The organism is Spirosoma panaciterrae DSM 21099 (assembly GCF_000374025.1).
GTDB classification, from domain to species: domain Bacteria; phylum Bacteroidota; class Bacteroidia; order Cytophagales; family Spirosomataceae; genus Spirosoma; species Spirosoma panaciterrae.
The window spans coordinates 61,481-77,314 of record NZ_KB893184.1; the positions used below are offsets into that span (position 1 = coordinate 61,481).

The following is a 15,834-nucleotide window of genomic DNA, read 5'->3' on the forward strand; positions in this document are numbered from 1 at the left end:
CAGCCCGACCGTGTACGATTGAAAGCCGAAAACCGTAAACTGAAAAATTATGTCTTGTAAGTCCTGTGCAACCGGCGGGTGTGGAACCCAGCGTGGTGCATCCGACGGTGAGAAAACGGCCACCAAAGGATGCAGCAGCGGAGGGTGTGGCACTGCGGGCTGCAATAAATTAAATTCGTTCGACTGGCTGAGCGACGTCGCCATGCCCGGAAAAAGTCGATACGATGTTGTGGAAGTGAAGTTTAAAGGCGGGCGGAAAGAATATTACCGGAATGTTCATCAGCTCGATCTGACCACGGGCGATTACGTAGTGGCCGAAATGCAATCGGGTTTTCATATCGGTGCGGTGTCCTTACAGGGTGAGCTGGTGCGATTGCAGGTTAAAAAACGGGCCATAAAAATTACCGACGACACCAAGGTTATTCATCGGATTGCCACGCCGAAGGATATGGAACGTCATGAACAGGCCATTCTGCGTGATCTGCCCGCTTTGTATCGGTCTCGTGAAATTATTCGGGAGCTGAAGCTGAACATGAAGTTGTCGGATGTTGAGTTTCAGTCCGACAATACGAAGGCGACGTTCTATTATTCATCGGAAGAGCGGGTCGATTTCCGGGAGTTGATTAAAATGCTCGCCAGCGAGTTCAAAGTACGTATCGAAATGCGCCAGATCAGCCTCCGTCAGGAAGCCGGTCGGCTTGGGGGAATTGGTTCCTGCGGTCGCGAACTGTGCTGCTCGACCTGGCTCACGGATTTCAAAAACATTGCGACGTCGGCGGCCCGGTATCAAAACCTGTCATTGAACCCTGCTAAGCTATCGGGTCAGTGTGGGCGGTTGAAGTGCTGTCTGAACTACGAACTGGATACGTACATGGATGCCCTACGCGATATTCCAACGATTGAAAAGCCGCTGGAAACGCAAAAAGGGAGAGCATTCTTGCAGAAAACGGATATTTTCCGTAAGCTGATGTGGTTTGGCTATAGTGCCGAAAGTACCTGGCATGCCCTTCCTATCGACCGTGTACTCGATATTGTTGAACTGAACAAAAATGGGATTATTCCCGAGTCGTTCGAGGTGCTGACGCCTATTACGGAGAAAGAACCCGTTACGGCGGCTGCTCTTAATAGTGATTTGCAAAAACTGGATGCCAAATACACGGCCCGATCTGGCAAAAAGAAAAAGAAAAAGTCGAAAGGCACTGATAATCAAAAGCCAACGCCAAACGGCAAAGCATCCTAAAATGAAAAAACCAGCTTGTAGGGCTGGTTTTTTCATTTTAGGATAAGACAGTCTCTAGAAGTCTCCGGTGTAAAACGGACTAAAAACGTAATAAGTACTGTCACGTTTGGCTCGTTTGGGCGATGTATGAATATTTAGAACAAATCGGGAAAGAGGATTGTCGGGGCGCAGCCACTCTAGGTAGGGCCGTTCTTTCGCATACAAGCGAGCTACTTCGCGAACATGAATGGTTTTTACATCCGCTGGTGTAGCGGGTAAGTTGTTGATGAATACGTCGACCGACTTGGCATATTCGTCGTAGAGACTTAAGTGCTCATTTTTGGTGCGTTCAACCAGCGCATTTTTATTGTGGAAGAAAGTGGCTTCCAATAATTGATTCATGTTGAAGGAACGCGTCTCACCCAGCGGATTTTGCGAAATAGCGGCCGCCCGCAACAAACTAAAAAATTGTTCCCGTCGGTCGTTGTTTGGAATGCGTTGTGAGCTGGTTTGAATCATAATCTGATAAGGTTTGGCTTCCTGATCAGCCTCCGCAAAATTCTCCCATTGATGAATCACAAATAATTCGCTTACATAATCGGGCGATAGTTTTTGAAGAGCATCGACCGGAGCCTCTTTCCCATTAATATACACTGCCGACGAGTATTTATAATCCTCGGGCAAGACAAACCTATTCTCTTTAAGCTGTAGAATGACGGGTTTGCCTACTACGACTTCGGTACCAAATTTGTTATTGAACAAGGCCATATGGCGGTACCACGTCTGTTTATCTTCCAGATCGACCACTAAGCCCCGTGTCGGATTCGTAGCGGGTAATGTAGTTGGGTTAAGTACCTGCTCAGACCGGCTTTGTTTATGCCGACAGGCAAACGCCATAGCCCCCATCAGTAACACCCAAATCCCATACCGCCACCAGACAGAAGAGCCTGAGCGATGGCTATTCATCATAAGCACCCGTTCACGAAGTGATGGACCACTAAATCGGTTCGTAAATGAATACATGGGTTTGTAAATCTTTAATGGTGTAAATTAGACGAGTTGCATGGCAAAGTCTGCTGAATTTCTATTGCCCGGAAGCGAGGCTAACTTTCAACAGATTATATTGATACGCTTTGGCATCGACGCCTTCGGCCAGTACTGTGCGGTCGGCGCTAAATTCCAGCGTTTGATGAATGAGGTGCCGAAATAAATAAGCTGCCGGATTGAACCAGAAAGCAATGCAAACCAGTTCAGCGCCGATCATGTCGAAGCTATGACGTTCCCGAACGTGTACCCGCTCATGGCGTAAAATTTGATCCAGTTCGTTGTCGGTATGCTGAGCCGGATTCAGAACGACCCAGTTGAAAAATGAGAAGGGTGAGGTTACCTGCTCATTCGTAACCAATGTAAACTGATCATAAGGCTCGTGGCTCGACTGGTTGATCAGTTTTCGGAGCGACAGCACTTGCAGACCAAATCGGAGGGCTAATATCAGGACGCCCAGTGTGTAAAGTAGCATTAAACCCAATTGCCAGGACCAGACAAAGGGCCGGGGTAAGTGTTGAAAAGCCTGATACGTTTTTTGGTTTGGAAAGGTAATGGTTACGTCGGGTTCGGTAGCTGATGAATTTGGCAGAACCTTCGGCACAATAATCTGGGCTGTTTTGTGCATAACCGTCCGTACACGCTGAGGGCGCCAGTCGGGTAATTCGAGTATGGGAAGAATCAGAGCCCCTGCCAGACCCGTCCATAGCGCCAGCCGATTTGCCTTGAAAAACGTTTCACGGCGGAGCAAAACGAAGTAAGCAAGGCTCACGACAGCCAAAAGGCCATTGGCCAGTACGACGTAGCGAAGAGTTTCCATCTTATTACGAGTCAAGGGCAGTCAAGTTGGTTAAGGGGTGCCAAGAATGGTCAGAAGGGGTAGTGCTGCCACGCCTGACTAGTTCCCAACAACCCCTGGCTATTTTTTTTCGATCATTGCCAGGATTTCGCGAAGCTCGTCGGCCGAAATTTTTTCATTCTTGGCAAAGTAGCTGACCAGATTCTTGTATGAATTATCAAAATATTCGTCAACTACTTTTTTCAAAACGAACCGATTTTGATACGCTTCCTTGCTAATAATCGGATAGTATTCGTGCGTATTTCCATAGGCTCGATGGCCTACATAGCCTTTTTCTTCCAAATTACGGACAATGGTCGATACCGTGTTGTAATGAAGCGGAGGGTCCGTAAACTGCGGAACCATATCTTTTACATACGCTTGCTCCATTTTCCAGAGCACCTGCATCACTTCTTCTTCTTTGGCTGTTAGCTTTTCCATAAAGCAAAGCTAAAACTATTTTTATCGTTTGCAAACTAGTTCAATAGTTTTTTGCTATTTGAAAAGCCAGCCAGCCCGTCGTAGTTTTGTGTATTATTTCTGGAAATATGAAGCAATTAAGTTTGGGGCTGCTCATGGTCTTATTGACCATCGGCTGCGATACAAATGCCGTTTATAAAGAATATACCGATATCGATGAGGGGAAATGGTATATCAAGAATGCACCATCGTTTACCTTCGAGATTACCGATGCCACTATACCGTACAATATTTATTACAACCTGCGTAACAGCTTGTCGTATGGATACTACAATTTGTATCTGACCCGCTACCTGCGCGATGCCAGTGGAAAGGAAATTGAATCGAGATTGGACGAACTGATTTTAATGGACCCCAAAACAGGCAAGCCCAACGGCGATGGACTGGGCGACCTGTTCGATCATAAATTTCTAATGAAGCGCAATTATCGTTTTCCAAAGCCCGGAAAATATACCATGCAGATTCGGCAGTATATGCGTCAGGACCCTTTGCTAAATATTTTGAGTGTGGGTATTACCGTTGAAAAAGCCATTCCTCCGTCATCTCACTAAGTGTTGATCTGGCCTGCACTTTACCCAGAACGTTGCTTCATTCTACTATGAGTTGACAAAACACGACCGAATGCTACTTCATTTAATCCGGAAAAACTGGCTCTTTTTTCTGCCCTACGCGATCATATTGGCGATTGTAGGGGTACTGCAACTGATGTACTCGCAGGAGCTACTTATGCAATGGGTCAACACCCGCAATAGTCCGCTCGCCGACCAAGTGTTTCCATACGTCACCTACCTGGGCGATGGAGCCACTTATGTAATTGTATGTCTTCTGCTGGCGATTTTCAACTGGCGTATCGGGTTGATGGAGTTCGCCAGCTTTGTGTTGTCTTCGCTTACGTCAGAATTTCTGAAGAAAGTTGTCTTCAATGGATCGCCCCGCCCACTAAAATATTTTGAGCATTCTACCTTTCAGTACCACATCATTAAAGGGCTCGATATTCACAGTTATAATAGCTTTCCGTCGGGTCACACCATCTCGGCCTTCGCGATGTTTAGCCTGATGGCTTTTCTGTATCCCCGCAAAGACATGGGCTGGATTTTCCTGTTTCTGGCCGTTCTGACGGGCTTTTCACGCGTGTATCTGTTTCAGCATTTTGTTGAAGATGTATATGCGGGTTCGGTTATTGGAACGGTTTCTTCGGTAATAATTTATTTATTTATGCGCCGATGGGTAATGAAAGAACCAAAATTTAAGAGCAACTAGCAGCGCTTTTATCTACCTTTGTTTAAGACTCCGCCGAACCATTGTCGACGTGGAGTCGTTACTGCATAAGTACTTCATTACTGACGAGAACCAACGTGCTTCGACACTCTCTCTCATGAGCGACGCCATCAAACATGAGTGCGGAATAGCCCTGATTCGGCTCCGCAAACCCTATCAATATTACATCGATAAGTACGGAACCCCTCTGTACGCAGCCAACAAGCTTTATCTGCTGATGGAAAAGCAGGTAAACCGAGGCCAGGATGGAGCCGGAATTGCGAACATCAAGCTCGATGTACCAGCCGGTCACCGGTATATCAGCCGATACCGCTCTGTCGATCAGCGCCCTGTAACGGACATCTTTGAGAAGGTCAATAAGAAGTTCAGAAAGGCACTGAAAGGCAACAAGCATAAAGCCAAAGATGCCAAATGGCTTCAGGAAAACATTGCCTTTACGGGTGAGGTCTGGATGGGCCACCTGCGCTACGGAACCCACGGGGCCAATGAAATTGAAAATTGCCATCCTATGCTTCGCCAAAACAACTGGCGGAGCCGAAATCTGGTTGTGGCGGGCAATTTCAATATGACGAACGTAGATGAGCTGTTCGATAAGCTCGTTTCGTTGGGCCAGCATCCGAAGGATAAGGTCGATACCGTTACGGTAATGGAAAAAATCGGCCACTTCCTGGATGAGGAAAATCAGCGCGTGTTTGATCGGTTTAAGGGAATTTACGAAAACCCAGACCTTTCTGATATCATTGAGGACAACATGGACCTCCAGCGCGTACTCCACCGCTCGTGCCGTGATTTTGATGGCGGTTATGCTATGGTGGGTATGACTGGGTACGGGGCTGCTTTTGTGGCGCGTGACCCTGCTGGTATTCGTCCGGCTTACTATTATGCCGACGACGAAATAGTGGTTGTGGCTTCGGAAAAACCAGCCATCAAAGCCGCCTTCAATGCTGAATATAGTGCCATTAAGGAAGTACAACCTGGGCATGCGCTTATCATTGATAAATATGGTGAGTATGCCGAGCAGCAGTTTGTAGAGCCTGTCGAGAAGAAATCCTGTAGTTTCGAGCGTATTTATTTTTCACGCGCTACCGATCCCGATATTTACAATGAGCGGAAATCACTTGGTAAACTCCTGATTCCGCAGATTCTGAAGGAAGTCGATTACGATCTCGAAAATACCGTCTTCTCCTACATTCCAAACACGGCCGAAACGGCATTCTTTGGCATGGTGGAAGGGCTGGAAGAGTACCTCTATAAGCAACGTAAAAAAGCCATTATGGAGGGCATCCTTTTCGAAGAAGAATTAGATCGTGTCTTATCGTTCCGTCCACGCATTGAGAAGCTAGTGGCGAAGGATGTTAAGCTTCGTACCTTTATTACCGACGATTCGCAGCGCGACGATATGGTGGCGCATGTGTACGATACAACCTTTGAAGTGATTAAGAAGGGGAAAGACAACGTCGTAGTTGTCGATGATTCGATTGTTCGCGGAACTACGCTTGAAAAAAGTATCCTGCGCATGCTGGATCGGCTTGGCCCTAAAAAGATCATTATTGTTTCGTCGGCCCCACAGATACGTTTTCCCGACTGTTACGGCATTGATATGTCGAAGTTCAGGGAATTTATTGCCTTCCGGGCTGCTCTTGAACTCCTGCGGGATCGCGGCCAGGATTACCTGTTGGATGAAGTGTACGCCCAGTGTGTAGCCGCTATTGAATCGGGCAATGCCAGTCAGCAAAACTATGTGAAGGCTATTTTCGACCCATTTACCCATGAGGAGATTTCCAAGAAAGTGGCAGAGATCGTTACGCCTAATGACTTGCAGGCCGAAGTAGCGGTGGTGTATCAAACTGTCGAAAATCTACATAAAGCCTGCCCCAACCATTCGGGCGATTGGTATTTCACGGGTAACTACCCAACTCCTGGTGGCAATAACGTTGTCAATAAGGCCTTCGTTAATTTTATGGAAGGTAAATTGGTAAGAGCTTACTAACAAAGGAATAAAAAGGAGAGGGGAAGGAGAGGATAACACAGCGCTATCCTTTTTTTCCCCTCTCCTTTTTTATTAGTTATTTGACTTCGACCACGCCAGGGCATTCACATTGGCGCCAATCTTTTTGCCTTCTGTCAGCCCGGTTTCGTTATCCTGACGCGTATGAATATTGCCGTAGAAACGAGAATCGGCTGATTCTTGAGCGGCCTGTACAAATGAGGTAAACGAACGGGCTTTAAATTCAACATTACGCTGGGCATCTTTCGCCCTTCCCACGTGTGAATTGTCTGTAAAGGCAAAGTTCTCTCCAAAAAGTGCTGTCAGTACCGTAGCCGATGCCGACGATTGAGTGGCATGGCCCGATGGGTAGCCGGGAAAAGGCGGAGCAGGCCAGAAAGGTACCCATTTAGGATCAATGGTAAGGCGGACGTAGGTATAAGGTCGTAGGTTATTATACGTGTATTTGCAGCGCCAGCACAGTATAAAGGCATCGGCTACCGAAATCCCGGTTCGGGCAAACGTTTCAGCCGCCTTTGCCAGGTCTGCTTTGGCAGTGCTTACGGCAATGCGGGCAATGCTATACGAATGTCCGGGAGGAGTAAATGTTTCGGCTGGATTATCGGCCCACCATACGGCTATTTCTTTTTCCGTCTGGGTCAAATTTTGTGATTTGGTGTAAACATCGAAATACTGTCCGAATATAGCTGATTTAACATCCGTCGAATAGGGTAGGGGCTTCGGCATGGGCAAGTCATTATTCGCTTTCACAAACGTCCGAACCTGACCCCAATACGGCTGCATCGGAATCTTCTGGCCGTTTTCGGTGGGTTGCCACATACCTGGGCCAGTTGGTACGACATAGCTTGCCGGAAAATTGCGGGTGTAGCCTTCATGACCACCGTCGGTTTTTGACCACTCGAAGATAGCGTCGGCAATTTTCTTCCCAAACGCAATTGATCGCTGATTGACGGCATCATCCGTCTCTTTATTCGCATTGAGGTTGATGGTTTCCAGCGAATCGATCAACGCTTTGTTCGCAGCACTGGTGGTAGGGTATAAACTGCGTAGAATAGAGGCTTCAGCGGCATTGGCACTCAAAGCCCAGTTATATGTTTTGCCTGATTCGACCTGGGGCAACGTGGCTAAGCCCTGAAGCTGGCCAGCTAACGATTTGCGATTGGCAATACCCGGTACCACCGCTTCATACATGGTTACCCCAGCGTATCCATACGCGCGTGACGCAACGGGTGGCGTAAAGCCAGCAGTCGACTTAGTTAATTTCAGTTGTAAAGCTGCCCATGTAGTAGCTACATCATTGGTATACTCAGTGGCAGGCTTACCAGCGCCCAATGTTGGCTGTACGTCGTCAGTAGGTTGTTTCCGGCAAGCCTGAAATAAAGCTAGTAGCAGAAGCATCGTTAGAAAAGCCCTGCCAGGTCTGGGTAATTGGGCCGAAGCCTTGTAACGTGTCGAACGGAAACCTGTATGCATACAATTGACGGAGTAAAAGTGGGCCTTGTATCAAATAGTTGTCTGATTATCAGTCGTAGTGTATACAAAAATATTGCCAAACTTCCCCATCGGGCGTGGGGCTGGTATTGACCAATCGAAAGTGGATGAACGCTATTTTCGTTGTCCCAATCAAAAGTGGATGAACCCTACTTTCGTTGTACCTTTGATAAGCTGAATAAACCAAGCTTACTCAATGCGTATTCCTGAAGAAACAGTAGACCGAATTCGTCAGTCTGTCGATATTCTGGAGGTTATTAATGACTTCGTTTCCCTGAAGAAGCGGGGGAGCAATTACATTGCCTGCTGCCCTTTTCATAATGAGAAGACCCCATCGTTCAATGTAAACCCCGTCCGACAGATTTATAAATGCTTTGGTTGCGGAAAAGCAGGGGATGCGGTTCGGTTTGTGATGGACATTGAAAATATTGGTTATGGCGAAGCCCTTCGCTACCTGGCCAAAAAGTATGGGATCGAAATTGAAGAGCAGGAGCAAACGCCCGAAGATTTACTGCGCCAGAATGAACGCGAAAGTCTGCTGATCGTTCTCAACTTTGCGAAGACATTTTTTCAGGAAACCCTCCTGAATTCCGACGAAGGAAAGAGCATAGGGCTGAGTTATTTTCGTGAGCGCGGCTTTTCCAACCCGACTATCGAAGCGTTCGAATTAGGATATACACTCGACCAGTGGGACGTGCTCTTACAGGAAGGCCAACGACGAGGCTATAGCCTGGATTTACTGGAAAAAGCCGGGCTTGTTCTGAGTAAAGAAGGCACAGCTGGAAAAGACCGGAAAATATTCGACCGATTTCGGGGACGGGTCATGTTTCCGATTCATAATGTATCGGGGCGGGTTATTGCATTTGGGGCCCGAATTCTGAAAACTGATAAGAACCAGCCAAAATACCTCAACTCGCCCGAAACGGCTGTTTACCATAAAAGTCAGGTATTGTACGGTATCTATCAGGCCAAACAAACGATTCGGCAGGAGGATGTCTGCTACCTGACAGAAGGCTATACCGACGTAATATCGCTTCATCAGGCTGGGATTAAAAATGTTGTGGCTTCGTCAGGTACGTCGCTTACTACAGAGCAGATTCGGTTAATCGCTCGCTTTACCCAAAATGTCACGATTCTGTACGATGGCGATGCGGCAGGTATCAAAGCTGCCCTGCGCGGGCTTGATATGGTGCTGGAGGAAGGGCTCAATCTTAGGCTTCTGCTACTGCCCGACGGCGAAGACCCGGATAGCTATGTACACAAAGTTGGGGCAGAAGCCTTCAAGTCATACATCCAGACTCACTCACAGGATTTCATCGATTTTAAGGCGAGTCGGTGGCTAACGGAAGCGGGCGATAACCCCCTAAAACGGGCCGAAGGTATTTCGGATGTATGTGCCAGTATTACAAGAATTCCTGATCCGCTTAAACGGCAGACCCTTTCGCAGCGAGTAGCACAGGTCTTTCATGTAAGCGAGCAGTCGGTCATTTCAGAAATTAATCGATTGCTGCGTAAGCAGCAGGACCAGCATAAGAAAGATTACGAGCGGCAGCAACAACGGGGTTCCGCCAACAAATCAGCTTCTAACTCAAGTAATACTTTAATTACGGGCGAGCCGTCGCTCGAAGACATCAACGCCTTACTGGATGGATTTAGCGAAGAAGCGCCAGAAATGCCCGATTACGGTTCAACAGTACCATCGGTATCAGTTTCATCAACTCCCGCTTCGAAAGCGGTTAGAACGCCTATATCGTATCAGGAAGAGGAATGCATTCGCTTGTTGATGAATTATGGGACGCGCGAGTTAGAACCGGGCATTTCACTCTGCCAGTACGTACTGGATGAGCTACATGAAATAGAGTTTCAGACGGCTCCTTACAACCTTATGCTGACGCTCTTTCGGGAGGCCTACAGCCGGGGAGAAATATTGACCGCTTCTGATTTCCTGAATCGCCAGTTAACTGACGAAGTCGACTTGCAAGACCGGGCTATACATTTGACCACTCCTCGGTACGAAATCAGTGAAGGCTGGTTAAAACACGAAATCTTTGTGCCTTCGGAGGAGGAAATTGGCATCTTGGCTGATGCCGCCTACCGGAATATCCTTCGGATCAAGAAAATGATGGCCGAGAAACGGATGGCAGAGCTCCAGCAGTTAATGCGGGAATTAGGAAATAAAACCGCTGAGGAGGCCGACCAAATCTTACTTGAGTTTATGCACTATAAGCGCATAGATATGCAGATTTCTGGACTTCTGGGTACAGTAATTTCAGGCTAAACAGCAGTAGGGCGTAAAAAGCCCCGGCTATAAAGTTATAACCAGGGCTTACCTTTATCATTAGGAGAGGGTGAACGCTATGCCTGGGCGACCGTGATGGCGCCAATTACGCCGATCAGTTCAGCGTCGATTTTACGATTTAATTCACGCAAAAGGTTTGCATGGGTATGCAGTTGACCGGGCTTCGAAGGAAGTGCCGAGCGACCAGATTTTGACATGGGTGCCATATCGAACAGCAAAGTCATGAGTACGTCGCTCATTTGTTCCCGCAGGTCGATCAGCTTCCGCAAGCGGGTTCGGCTCACCGTCGACTGACGAGAGGACGAAGCCTGTAATGAATGAATGACCTGGTTCAACTTCGCATACCGACGATGAAAAGCGTCTGTTGCGCTTGCCCATTCCATAACCAGTTTTTGAATTTCTTCAGCCGACGCTTCGTAGCCGAAAAATTTTGTTGCTTCCTCCTGATTCATCACCCTTGCTTGAGAATTTCTGTTTGTGCGATTGACTGAATCAAAAGTATGTCTACACCCTTGCTGTAAGCAAATGGTCATGCGTGAAATCACCCATTTTGAGTCTGAAATCACCCATAAAGTGCGAAATCACCCTGATTTTCGCGTGAAATGACGCCTAAAGCTGCCTGAAATCACAGTAGCTTATGTATGAAATCACTGTTAATAATTAAGCCTTATTAGATACTTCAGGCAGAAAATTGCCTATTTCATTTATATGGTGTTACCATTATTGAAGAATTGGTGTTACCTTCATGCACCCATATATGTAATCGATCATGAACCAATCAACTGGTGTCCAGGAGGGCACTAAAAACTTTGCTATTCGTAGGCGAGACTTCTCGATTCTCGTCGCCCAATCGGAGTTATTCAACTGCGAGGTATTAAGTCAGCTTTTACGGGAACAAGGATATAACGTCGTCGGCCGGGCGGTCGAAATGGAAGATACCTTGCAGCAGATTCGCGTTAAACGCCCCAAGTGCGTCATCGTTGAATCGGAAATATCAGGACAGGGAAGTCTGGATATTGTGGAGCAAACCCGTAGTGCCAACCAGCAGACTCGATTTATTTTATACACCCGTAAGCCCGATCTGCGTACTATTGCGTATGCCATGCAAAAGGGCTTTTTCGGTTTTTTATACGCTTCAGATGGTCTGGACGAGCTTTATCGGTGTTTCCAGACGGTCAGCAATGGGGGTTGCTACTACAGCAACGGGTTTATGGACTTGCTACGGAATTTCGGCGTTAATGTTATCTCCGACGACACGCGCGAAGAACTGAATCGGCTAACCGACCGCGAACGCGAAGTATTGCGTATGATTGCGAGTGGTGATACCTGCGCCGATATTGCCGAGCGATTGAACATTAGCTATCGAACGGCGGTGAATCACAAAGCGCATATCGCTCGGAAGCTGAACCTGAAAAGCTGCCGGGAGCTACCTCGTTACGGTATTACCGTAAAAAACTATCTATGAGTTAGATAGGCTAATTTACTTCAAGTAATTCTTTATTTTCTCTCTGTAACCACTCACGAAGCTCCTGCATCCTCGTGCTTGGAATCACTATGTCCTGACTTATCGGGGTATTAAGCCGGACTATATACTTCCCATTTTCCCAATGGGCATAGCTCAATATAGCCTGCCGATTTAATAATTTACTTCTAATTAGTCTCGGAAAACTGGTTAGGGCTCAGTTCAGCCTAAAGTAATCAGCCTTGGATGGTTAAATCATACGAATCATTTGCAAGAAAATAGAGATCGTCCTAGATCATACAGCATTGAAAAGTGGGAGTACGGCTAGTAACTATTTTTGAGAGAGCACAAACTAGCTAGTAGAATCGTGTCAGGCTTTAGAAGAAGGCTTATACAAGCCTTTTAATAGCACTAATTCCTTCTTGTCTTACGTATTCGCTCTTTTGGCCCTAGTCTGTAGTCCAGCATAAAATACAGTCCTATTAAGCCAATTATTATTGATATGATTCGATCAATTGCGGTGATATTGCCCACTATTCCAGCTTTATACGAAAAGTATAAGATACCAATTACTCCAATGACTATTAATCCTTTTTTCATAATACTTACGGATCATTACTGGTAAAGTAAGTGACAAAAATCGAATAGTGATATATACGATAATTCAAAGCTTGTGGCGTGATATATAGGAATATAGTTCAGAGCATTTACAAGAATCCTGCCTTAGAAGCCTGAAAGCAGGGAAATTTCATCGGAAAAAGTAACTTGAACTGTGTGAAATCACCATTTTACCGGATGAAATCACTGCAGAGTAGCCTTCTTTACCCAAACATATACCAGGAACCAATAAAATAGACAAGCTGCAAGGATATATAAAGGCAAATACGTCTTGGCTTGGTTGGGAAAGGATTACAAGCTAGCATTTAACCGTTAAATCAGGGCCTATTTCCAATAAGTTAGCCTATATCTGGTATATAGGTGATTTCGCACATGAAATGAGTGATTTCATGCGGTCGATATTTTGTTTATTAAACGGACTACTAATCTTTGTTCAGGCTAATCGAAACAGGAGATACAAGAATAGGTGGATGTGACTTGTGTCAGGCTTGAGGAGCGAAGCTTATGTAGTTTCTTGCTATCAGTTAAGAGGCATTAAGAGGCTTCCTGCGTTAGCATGACGAAGGCTAAAGGCTAAGTTGTAGAAGTAATTGGAAAGAGAAACGCCCTTATAAGGCGTTTGCTGGTTCAGGCTTACCAGCTGAGTCCCGGCCTTGCAGCCACTCGCGGAACTCCTGCATGCGTACACGCGGTACGATGATTTCGTGGTGGCCTGGATTATTCAGCGTAACAATGTATTTGCCGTTTTCCCAGTAAGAGTAGTGCAAAACGGCTTGTCGGTTCACAATATAATCGCGTTTAATGCGGAAAAACTGGGTTGGGTCCAGTTCCGCTTCCAGTTCATTGATGGTCTTATTGACCATATACCGTTCTTTGATCGTTTCGGCATAATAAGCGCGTTCTTCCACCGTGAAGTAGTAGGCTTCATTGACAGGGAAGTCGAACTCGCCCTGATTACCCTTACCCTTGAGATAACTCAGGTATTTTGATGGGACAGTTGGCTTGGGGGAGAACGTTTCAGATAGTTCGAGATATTTCTGAGAAGCTTCGGCTGCATCTGCTTCCGCTTTTTCCTGAGCTTCTTTTCGCTGTTTCAGGTAATCTTTTAACAGTGAAATATTTAGGGCACTATAACCAATAAGTAGTACTGGAAAAAGATATTTGAAATACATCAACCATGTAAAAGTATATAGTATATATCCGTTTACATATTCATTAATTGTGTAACCCTGATACTGTTCTAGAAAGAAACGAACAGTTTGTGTAACCGGATTAAAAAATAAAAAAGCTATTAAGAAAACAGGAAGGAATTTTAATTCATACCGTCCAATCGCACGCCATGAATTGTCAATTGTGGATATGTGTCTTAAGCGATGGTAGAAGTTTATCAGGGAGAAAGTAATATATACAGTGATGGATTCCGGTATGATTATACTCCGGAAAAACTTGCTGATGTAAGGCAATATGCCTCCTTCATTAGCAACATGCTGAATCTTTATCCTATAGCCAATCGACCAAGAAACAGCCTCATAAACTATCACAATGCTAAGCATTATGAATAGGCTATTTACCGGTTTACTCAGGAAGTTCCGGGTTAGTCGAATTTCCTTCATGCTGTCGCCTTAATCAAAACTCGTACTAATATAGTGGTAATATTTAACTAATTGCAACTCGTAATTGTGACTTTTTCGCGATGGATGCCCTTTGATTGAGCTGGTAGCTTTGTATCATCAAAAACAAGCAACTGCTTATCAATTTTAAAAGATACAAATCGCCATGAAAAAACAATTCGCAATTAAGCCTGTCCAGATCCTTAAAACTGTTGTTAAATCTGCTAGTCAGCCTGAGTCAAACAACCTATCAAATAGAATCCTTGCTGCTGGTGGATGCTGCGAAAACGTAACATTCGATTTCCACCGCCTTTCCAAGCCTGTCTTCTCGCTTTAATTTCTTATTACAATGCGTACCACACGTCAACTTTACAAGCAGGAGTTGGAGCGTTGTCGCGCCCACTTCGAGCAGATCGACCTGGAAAAAGAACGGGGGTATTTGATGAAATACACCACCTTTTCGGCCAATGTCGAGAACCTGCTGCCTGCCATTCCCCGTCAGGAACATGATACGTTGTTCCGCGAGCTATTGTTGCAGCAGATGTTCACCTCATTCGATCAACAGTGCCTTACGGCTGGTGATCTGGTAAAGTTACGTGGAGCGGATCATCTGCTCGAAAAAGAGTATAGCCCCCGAATTTACTGCACCTATCACCTCGGTTCGTACCGAATGCTGACCAGTGTACTGTTTCGTAAAGGAGTCGATTGTGTACTGCTGGTTGGTAGTAACATGAATCGGAGCCAGGGGGATGGAATGGCCGAACACATTGAAGGTTTGCGGCAAAAACATGGCCTTACGAATGTGTTTCGGGTGGTTGAGGCCGGAAGTCCAACGGCGGGGCTTACGGTGCTCCGGGAATTGAAAGCAGGTCGGTCGCTGATCGTGTACGTCGATGGGAGCCCCGAAACAGGCCCTAAACCCGGCGAAGAATCCCAATTTCTTTCTGTTCGCTTTGGGCATCGTCGGATGCTCACCCGGAAAGGAGTTGGCTACCTTTCGCACGCTGCGGGCGTACCCATCGTACCCGTCGTTAGCTATCGACGACCTGACATGGCTAATGTGCTGCATTGCCTGAAATCGATCAAACCGATTCCACAAAGTGATCGGGAGTTATACTGCCAGGAAGCGATGCAACAATTGTATGATGCATTCTGGCCGTTTCTGAAACAGTATCCGGGGCAGTGGGAAGGCTGGAATTATGTACATCTGTTTTTAGAACCAGAGAAAGCCAAAAAAACGTATATGGGTTACCGGAAGCAGGTTGCTTTCAATGAAAATCGGTATACGTTATGTGATCTGGAAGATGCCCCTATTCTGTTCGACCGTCGATTATACCAGACCTATGAGATTACGGAAGATTTGCGGGACCTGCTCCTAAATCTTTCTGAGGTAGAGTCCGTTGAGGAACTCTTAGGTCAGGAAATGTTCAGTGAATTAATGGACATGGAAGTGCTCTACTGAGCTACATATGCCATCAACTATAAAC

13 protein-coding genes and 1 pseudogene are annotated in these 15,834 nt (G+C 46.1%); 7 read left to right on the top strand and 7 right to left on the bottom strand.

The window, feature by feature from the left end; genetic code table 11:
• Positions 1 to 49: 49 nt before the first annotated feature.
• On the top strand, positions 50 to 1,240 hold the full coding sequence (locus tag B153_RS0114425) for a PSP1 domain-containing protein (protein ID WP_026262159.1): 1,191 nt from the start codon (positions 50 to 52) through the stop codon (positions 1,238 to 1,240).
• Positions 1,241 to 1,294: 54 nt separating this feature from the next.
• Here B153_RS0114425 and B153_RS0114430 read toward each other — a convergent pair whose 3' ends face one another.
• From B153_RS0114430 to B153_RS0114440, 3 genes are all read right to left on the bottom strand, one after another.
• The gene (locus B153_RS0114430; RefSeq protein ID WP_020597438.1) at positions 1,295 to 2,242 is read right to left on the bottom strand and encodes a hypothetical protein; all 948 of its coding nucleotides are present in this window, start codon (positions 2,240 to 2,242) and stop codon (positions 1,295 to 1,297) included.
• Between the two features lie 61 nt (positions 2,243 to 2,303).
• A complete protein-coding gene (locus B153_RS0114435) occupies positions 2,304 to 3,083 on the bottom strand; it encodes a M56 family metallopeptidase (RefSeq protein WP_020597439.1) in 780 nt (259 codons plus the stop codon).
• Positions 3,084 to 3,182: 99 nt separating this feature from the next.
• Positions 3,183 to 3,542, bottom strand: coding sequence for a BlaI/MecI/CopY family transcriptional regulator (locus tag B153_RS0114440; RefSeq protein WP_020597440.1), 360 nt, complete (start codon positions 3,540 to 3,542; stop codon positions 3,183 to 3,185).
• A gap of 107 nt (positions 3,543 to 3,649) precedes the next feature.
• Here B153_RS0114440 and B153_RS0114445 point away from each other — a divergent pair, with 107 nt between their 5' ends.
• From B153_RS0114445 to B153_RS0114455, 3 genes are all read left to right on the top strand, one after another.
• Positions 3,650 to 4,132 (top strand): gliding motility lipoprotein GldH, encoded by a 483-nt coding sequence (locus B153_RS0114445; RefSeq protein ID WP_020597441.1) that lies wholly within the window; start codon positions 3,650 to 3,652, stop codon positions 4,130 to 4,132.
• A 70-nt stretch (positions 4,133 to 4,202) separates the two neighbouring features.
• Positions 4,203 to 4,841 carry a phosphatase PAP2 family protein gene (locus B153_RS0114450; protein ID WP_020597442.1) on the top strand — a complete coding sequence of 213 codons (639 nt, stop codon included), beginning with the start codon at positions 4,203 to 4,205 and terminating at the stop codon, positions 4,839 to 4,841.
• Between the two features lie 115 nt (positions 4,842 to 4,956).
• Positions 4,957 to 6,849: an amidophosphoribosyltransferase gene (locus tag B153_RS0114455; protein ID WP_020597443.1), complete on the top strand. Its 1,893-nt coding sequence runs from the start codon at positions 4,957 to 4,959 to the stop codon at positions 6,847 to 6,849.
• A 72-nt stretch (positions 6,850 to 6,921) separates the two neighbouring features.
• Here the strand turns inward: B153_RS0114455 and B153_RS0114460 are convergent, their stop codons facing one another.
• Positions 6,922 to 8,265 (bottom strand): vanadium-dependent haloperoxidase, encoded by a 1,344-nt coding sequence (locus B153_RS0114460; protein WP_020597444.1) that lies wholly within the window; start codon positions 8,263 to 8,265, stop codon positions 6,922 to 6,924.
• A gap of 289 nt (positions 8,266 to 8,554) precedes the next feature.
• Between B153_RS0114460 and dnaG the strand changes: the two genes are divergently transcribed.
• Positions 8,555 to 10,636 (top strand): DNA primase, encoded by a 2,082-nt coding sequence (gene dnaG, locus B153_RS0114465; RefSeq protein ID WP_020597445.1) that lies wholly within the window; start codon positions 8,555 to 8,557, stop codon positions 10,634 to 10,636.
• A 77-nt stretch (positions 10,637 to 10,713) separates the two neighbouring features.
• On the opposite strand, the gene B153_RS0114470 is transcribed toward dnaG, so the two are convergent.
• Positions 10,714 to 11,109: a hypothetical protein gene (locus tag B153_RS0114470; protein ID WP_020597446.1), complete on the bottom strand. Its 396-nt coding sequence runs from the start codon at positions 11,107 to 11,109 to the stop codon at positions 10,714 to 10,716.
• Positions 11,110 to 11,426: 317 nt separating this feature from the next.
• On the opposite strand from B153_RS0114470, the gene B153_RS0114475 reads away from it, so the two are divergent.
• Positions 11,427 to 12,122 (top strand): LuxR family transcriptional regulator, encoded by a 696-nt coding sequence (locus tag B153_RS0114475; protein WP_020597447.1) that lies wholly within the window; start codon positions 11,427 to 11,429, stop codon positions 12,120 to 12,122.
• Positions 12,123 to 12,132: 10 nt separating this feature from the next.
• Here the strand turns inward: B153_RS0114475 and B153_RS37660 are convergent.
• Positions 12,133 to 12,318, bottom strand: a pseudogene (locus tag B153_RS37660) (LytTR family DNA-binding domain-containing protein); the annotation flags it as partial.
• Positions 12,319 to 13,345: 1,027 nt separating this feature from the next.
• Positions 13,346 to 14,290 carry a LytTR family DNA-binding domain-containing protein gene (locus B153_RS0114480; protein WP_245564889.1) on the bottom strand — a complete coding sequence of 315 codons (945 nt, stop codon included), beginning with the start codon at positions 14,288 to 14,290 and terminating at the stop codon, positions 13,346 to 13,348.
• 406 nt (positions 14,291 to 14,696) lie between these two features.
• Between B153_RS0114480 and B153_RS0114485 the strand changes: the two genes are divergently transcribed.
• A complete protein-coding gene (locus tag B153_RS0114485; RefSeq protein ID WP_020597449.1) occupies positions 14,697 to 15,809 on the top strand; it encodes a lysophospholipid acyltransferase family protein in 1,113 nt (370 codons plus the stop codon).
• Positions 15,810 to 15,834: the final 25 nt, after the last annotated feature.

What these genes read in the sequence shown, in the direction of transcription:
- B153_RS0114425 (WP_026262159.1), top strand. Translation starts at nt 50, where the DNA reads ATGTCTTGTAAGTCCTGTGCAACCGGCGGGTGTGGAACCCAGCGTGGT.
- B153_RS0114430 (WP_020597438.1), bottom strand. Translation starts at nt 2,242, where the DNA reads ATGTATTCATTTACGAACCGATTTAGTGGTCCATCACTTCGTGAACGG.
- B153_RS0114435 (WP_020597439.1), bottom strand. Translation starts at nt 3,083, where the DNA reads ATGGAAACTCTTCGCTACGTCGTACTGGCCAATGGCCTTTTGGCTGTC.
- B153_RS0114440 (WP_020597440.1), bottom strand. Translation starts at nt 3,542, where the DNA reads ATGGAAAAGCTAACAGCCAAAGAAGAAGAAGTGATGCAGGTGCTCTGG.
- B153_RS0114445 (WP_020597441.1), top strand. Translation starts at nt 3,650, where the DNA reads ATGAAGCAATTAAGTTTGGGGCTGCTCATGGTCTTATTGACCATCGGC.
- B153_RS0114450 (WP_020597442.1), top strand. Translation starts at nt 4,203, where the DNA reads ATGCTACTTCATTTAATCCGGAAAAACTGGCTCTTTTTTCTGCCCTAC.
- B153_RS0114455 (WP_020597443.1), top strand. Translation starts at nt 4,957, where the DNA reads ATGAGCGACGCCATCAAACATGAGTGCGGAATAGCCCTGATTCGGCTC.
- B153_RS0114460 (WP_020597444.1), bottom strand. Translation starts at nt 8,265, where the DNA reads ATGCTTCTGCTACTAGCTTTATTTCAGGCTTGCCGGAAACAACCTACT.
- dnaG (WP_020597445.1), top strand. Translation starts at nt 8,555, where the DNA reads ATGCGTATTCCTGAAGAAACAGTAGACCGAATTCGTCAGTCTGTCGAT.
- B153_RS0114470 (WP_020597446.1), bottom strand. Translation starts at nt 11,109, where the DNA reads ATGAATCAGGAGGAAGCAACAAAATTTTTCGGCTACGAAGCGTCGGCT.
- B153_RS0114475 (WP_020597447.1), top strand. Translation starts at nt 11,427, where the DNA reads ATGAACCAATCAACTGGTGTCCAGGAGGGCACTAAAAACTTTGCTATT.
- B153_RS0114480 (WP_245564889.1), bottom strand. Translation starts at nt 14,290, where the DNA reads ATGCTTAGCATTGTGATAGTTTATGAGGCTGTTTCTTGGTCGATTGGC.
- B153_RS0114485 (WP_020597449.1), top strand. Translation starts at nt 14,697, where the DNA reads ATGCGTACCACACGTCAACTTTACAAGCAGGAGTTGGAGCGTTGTCGC.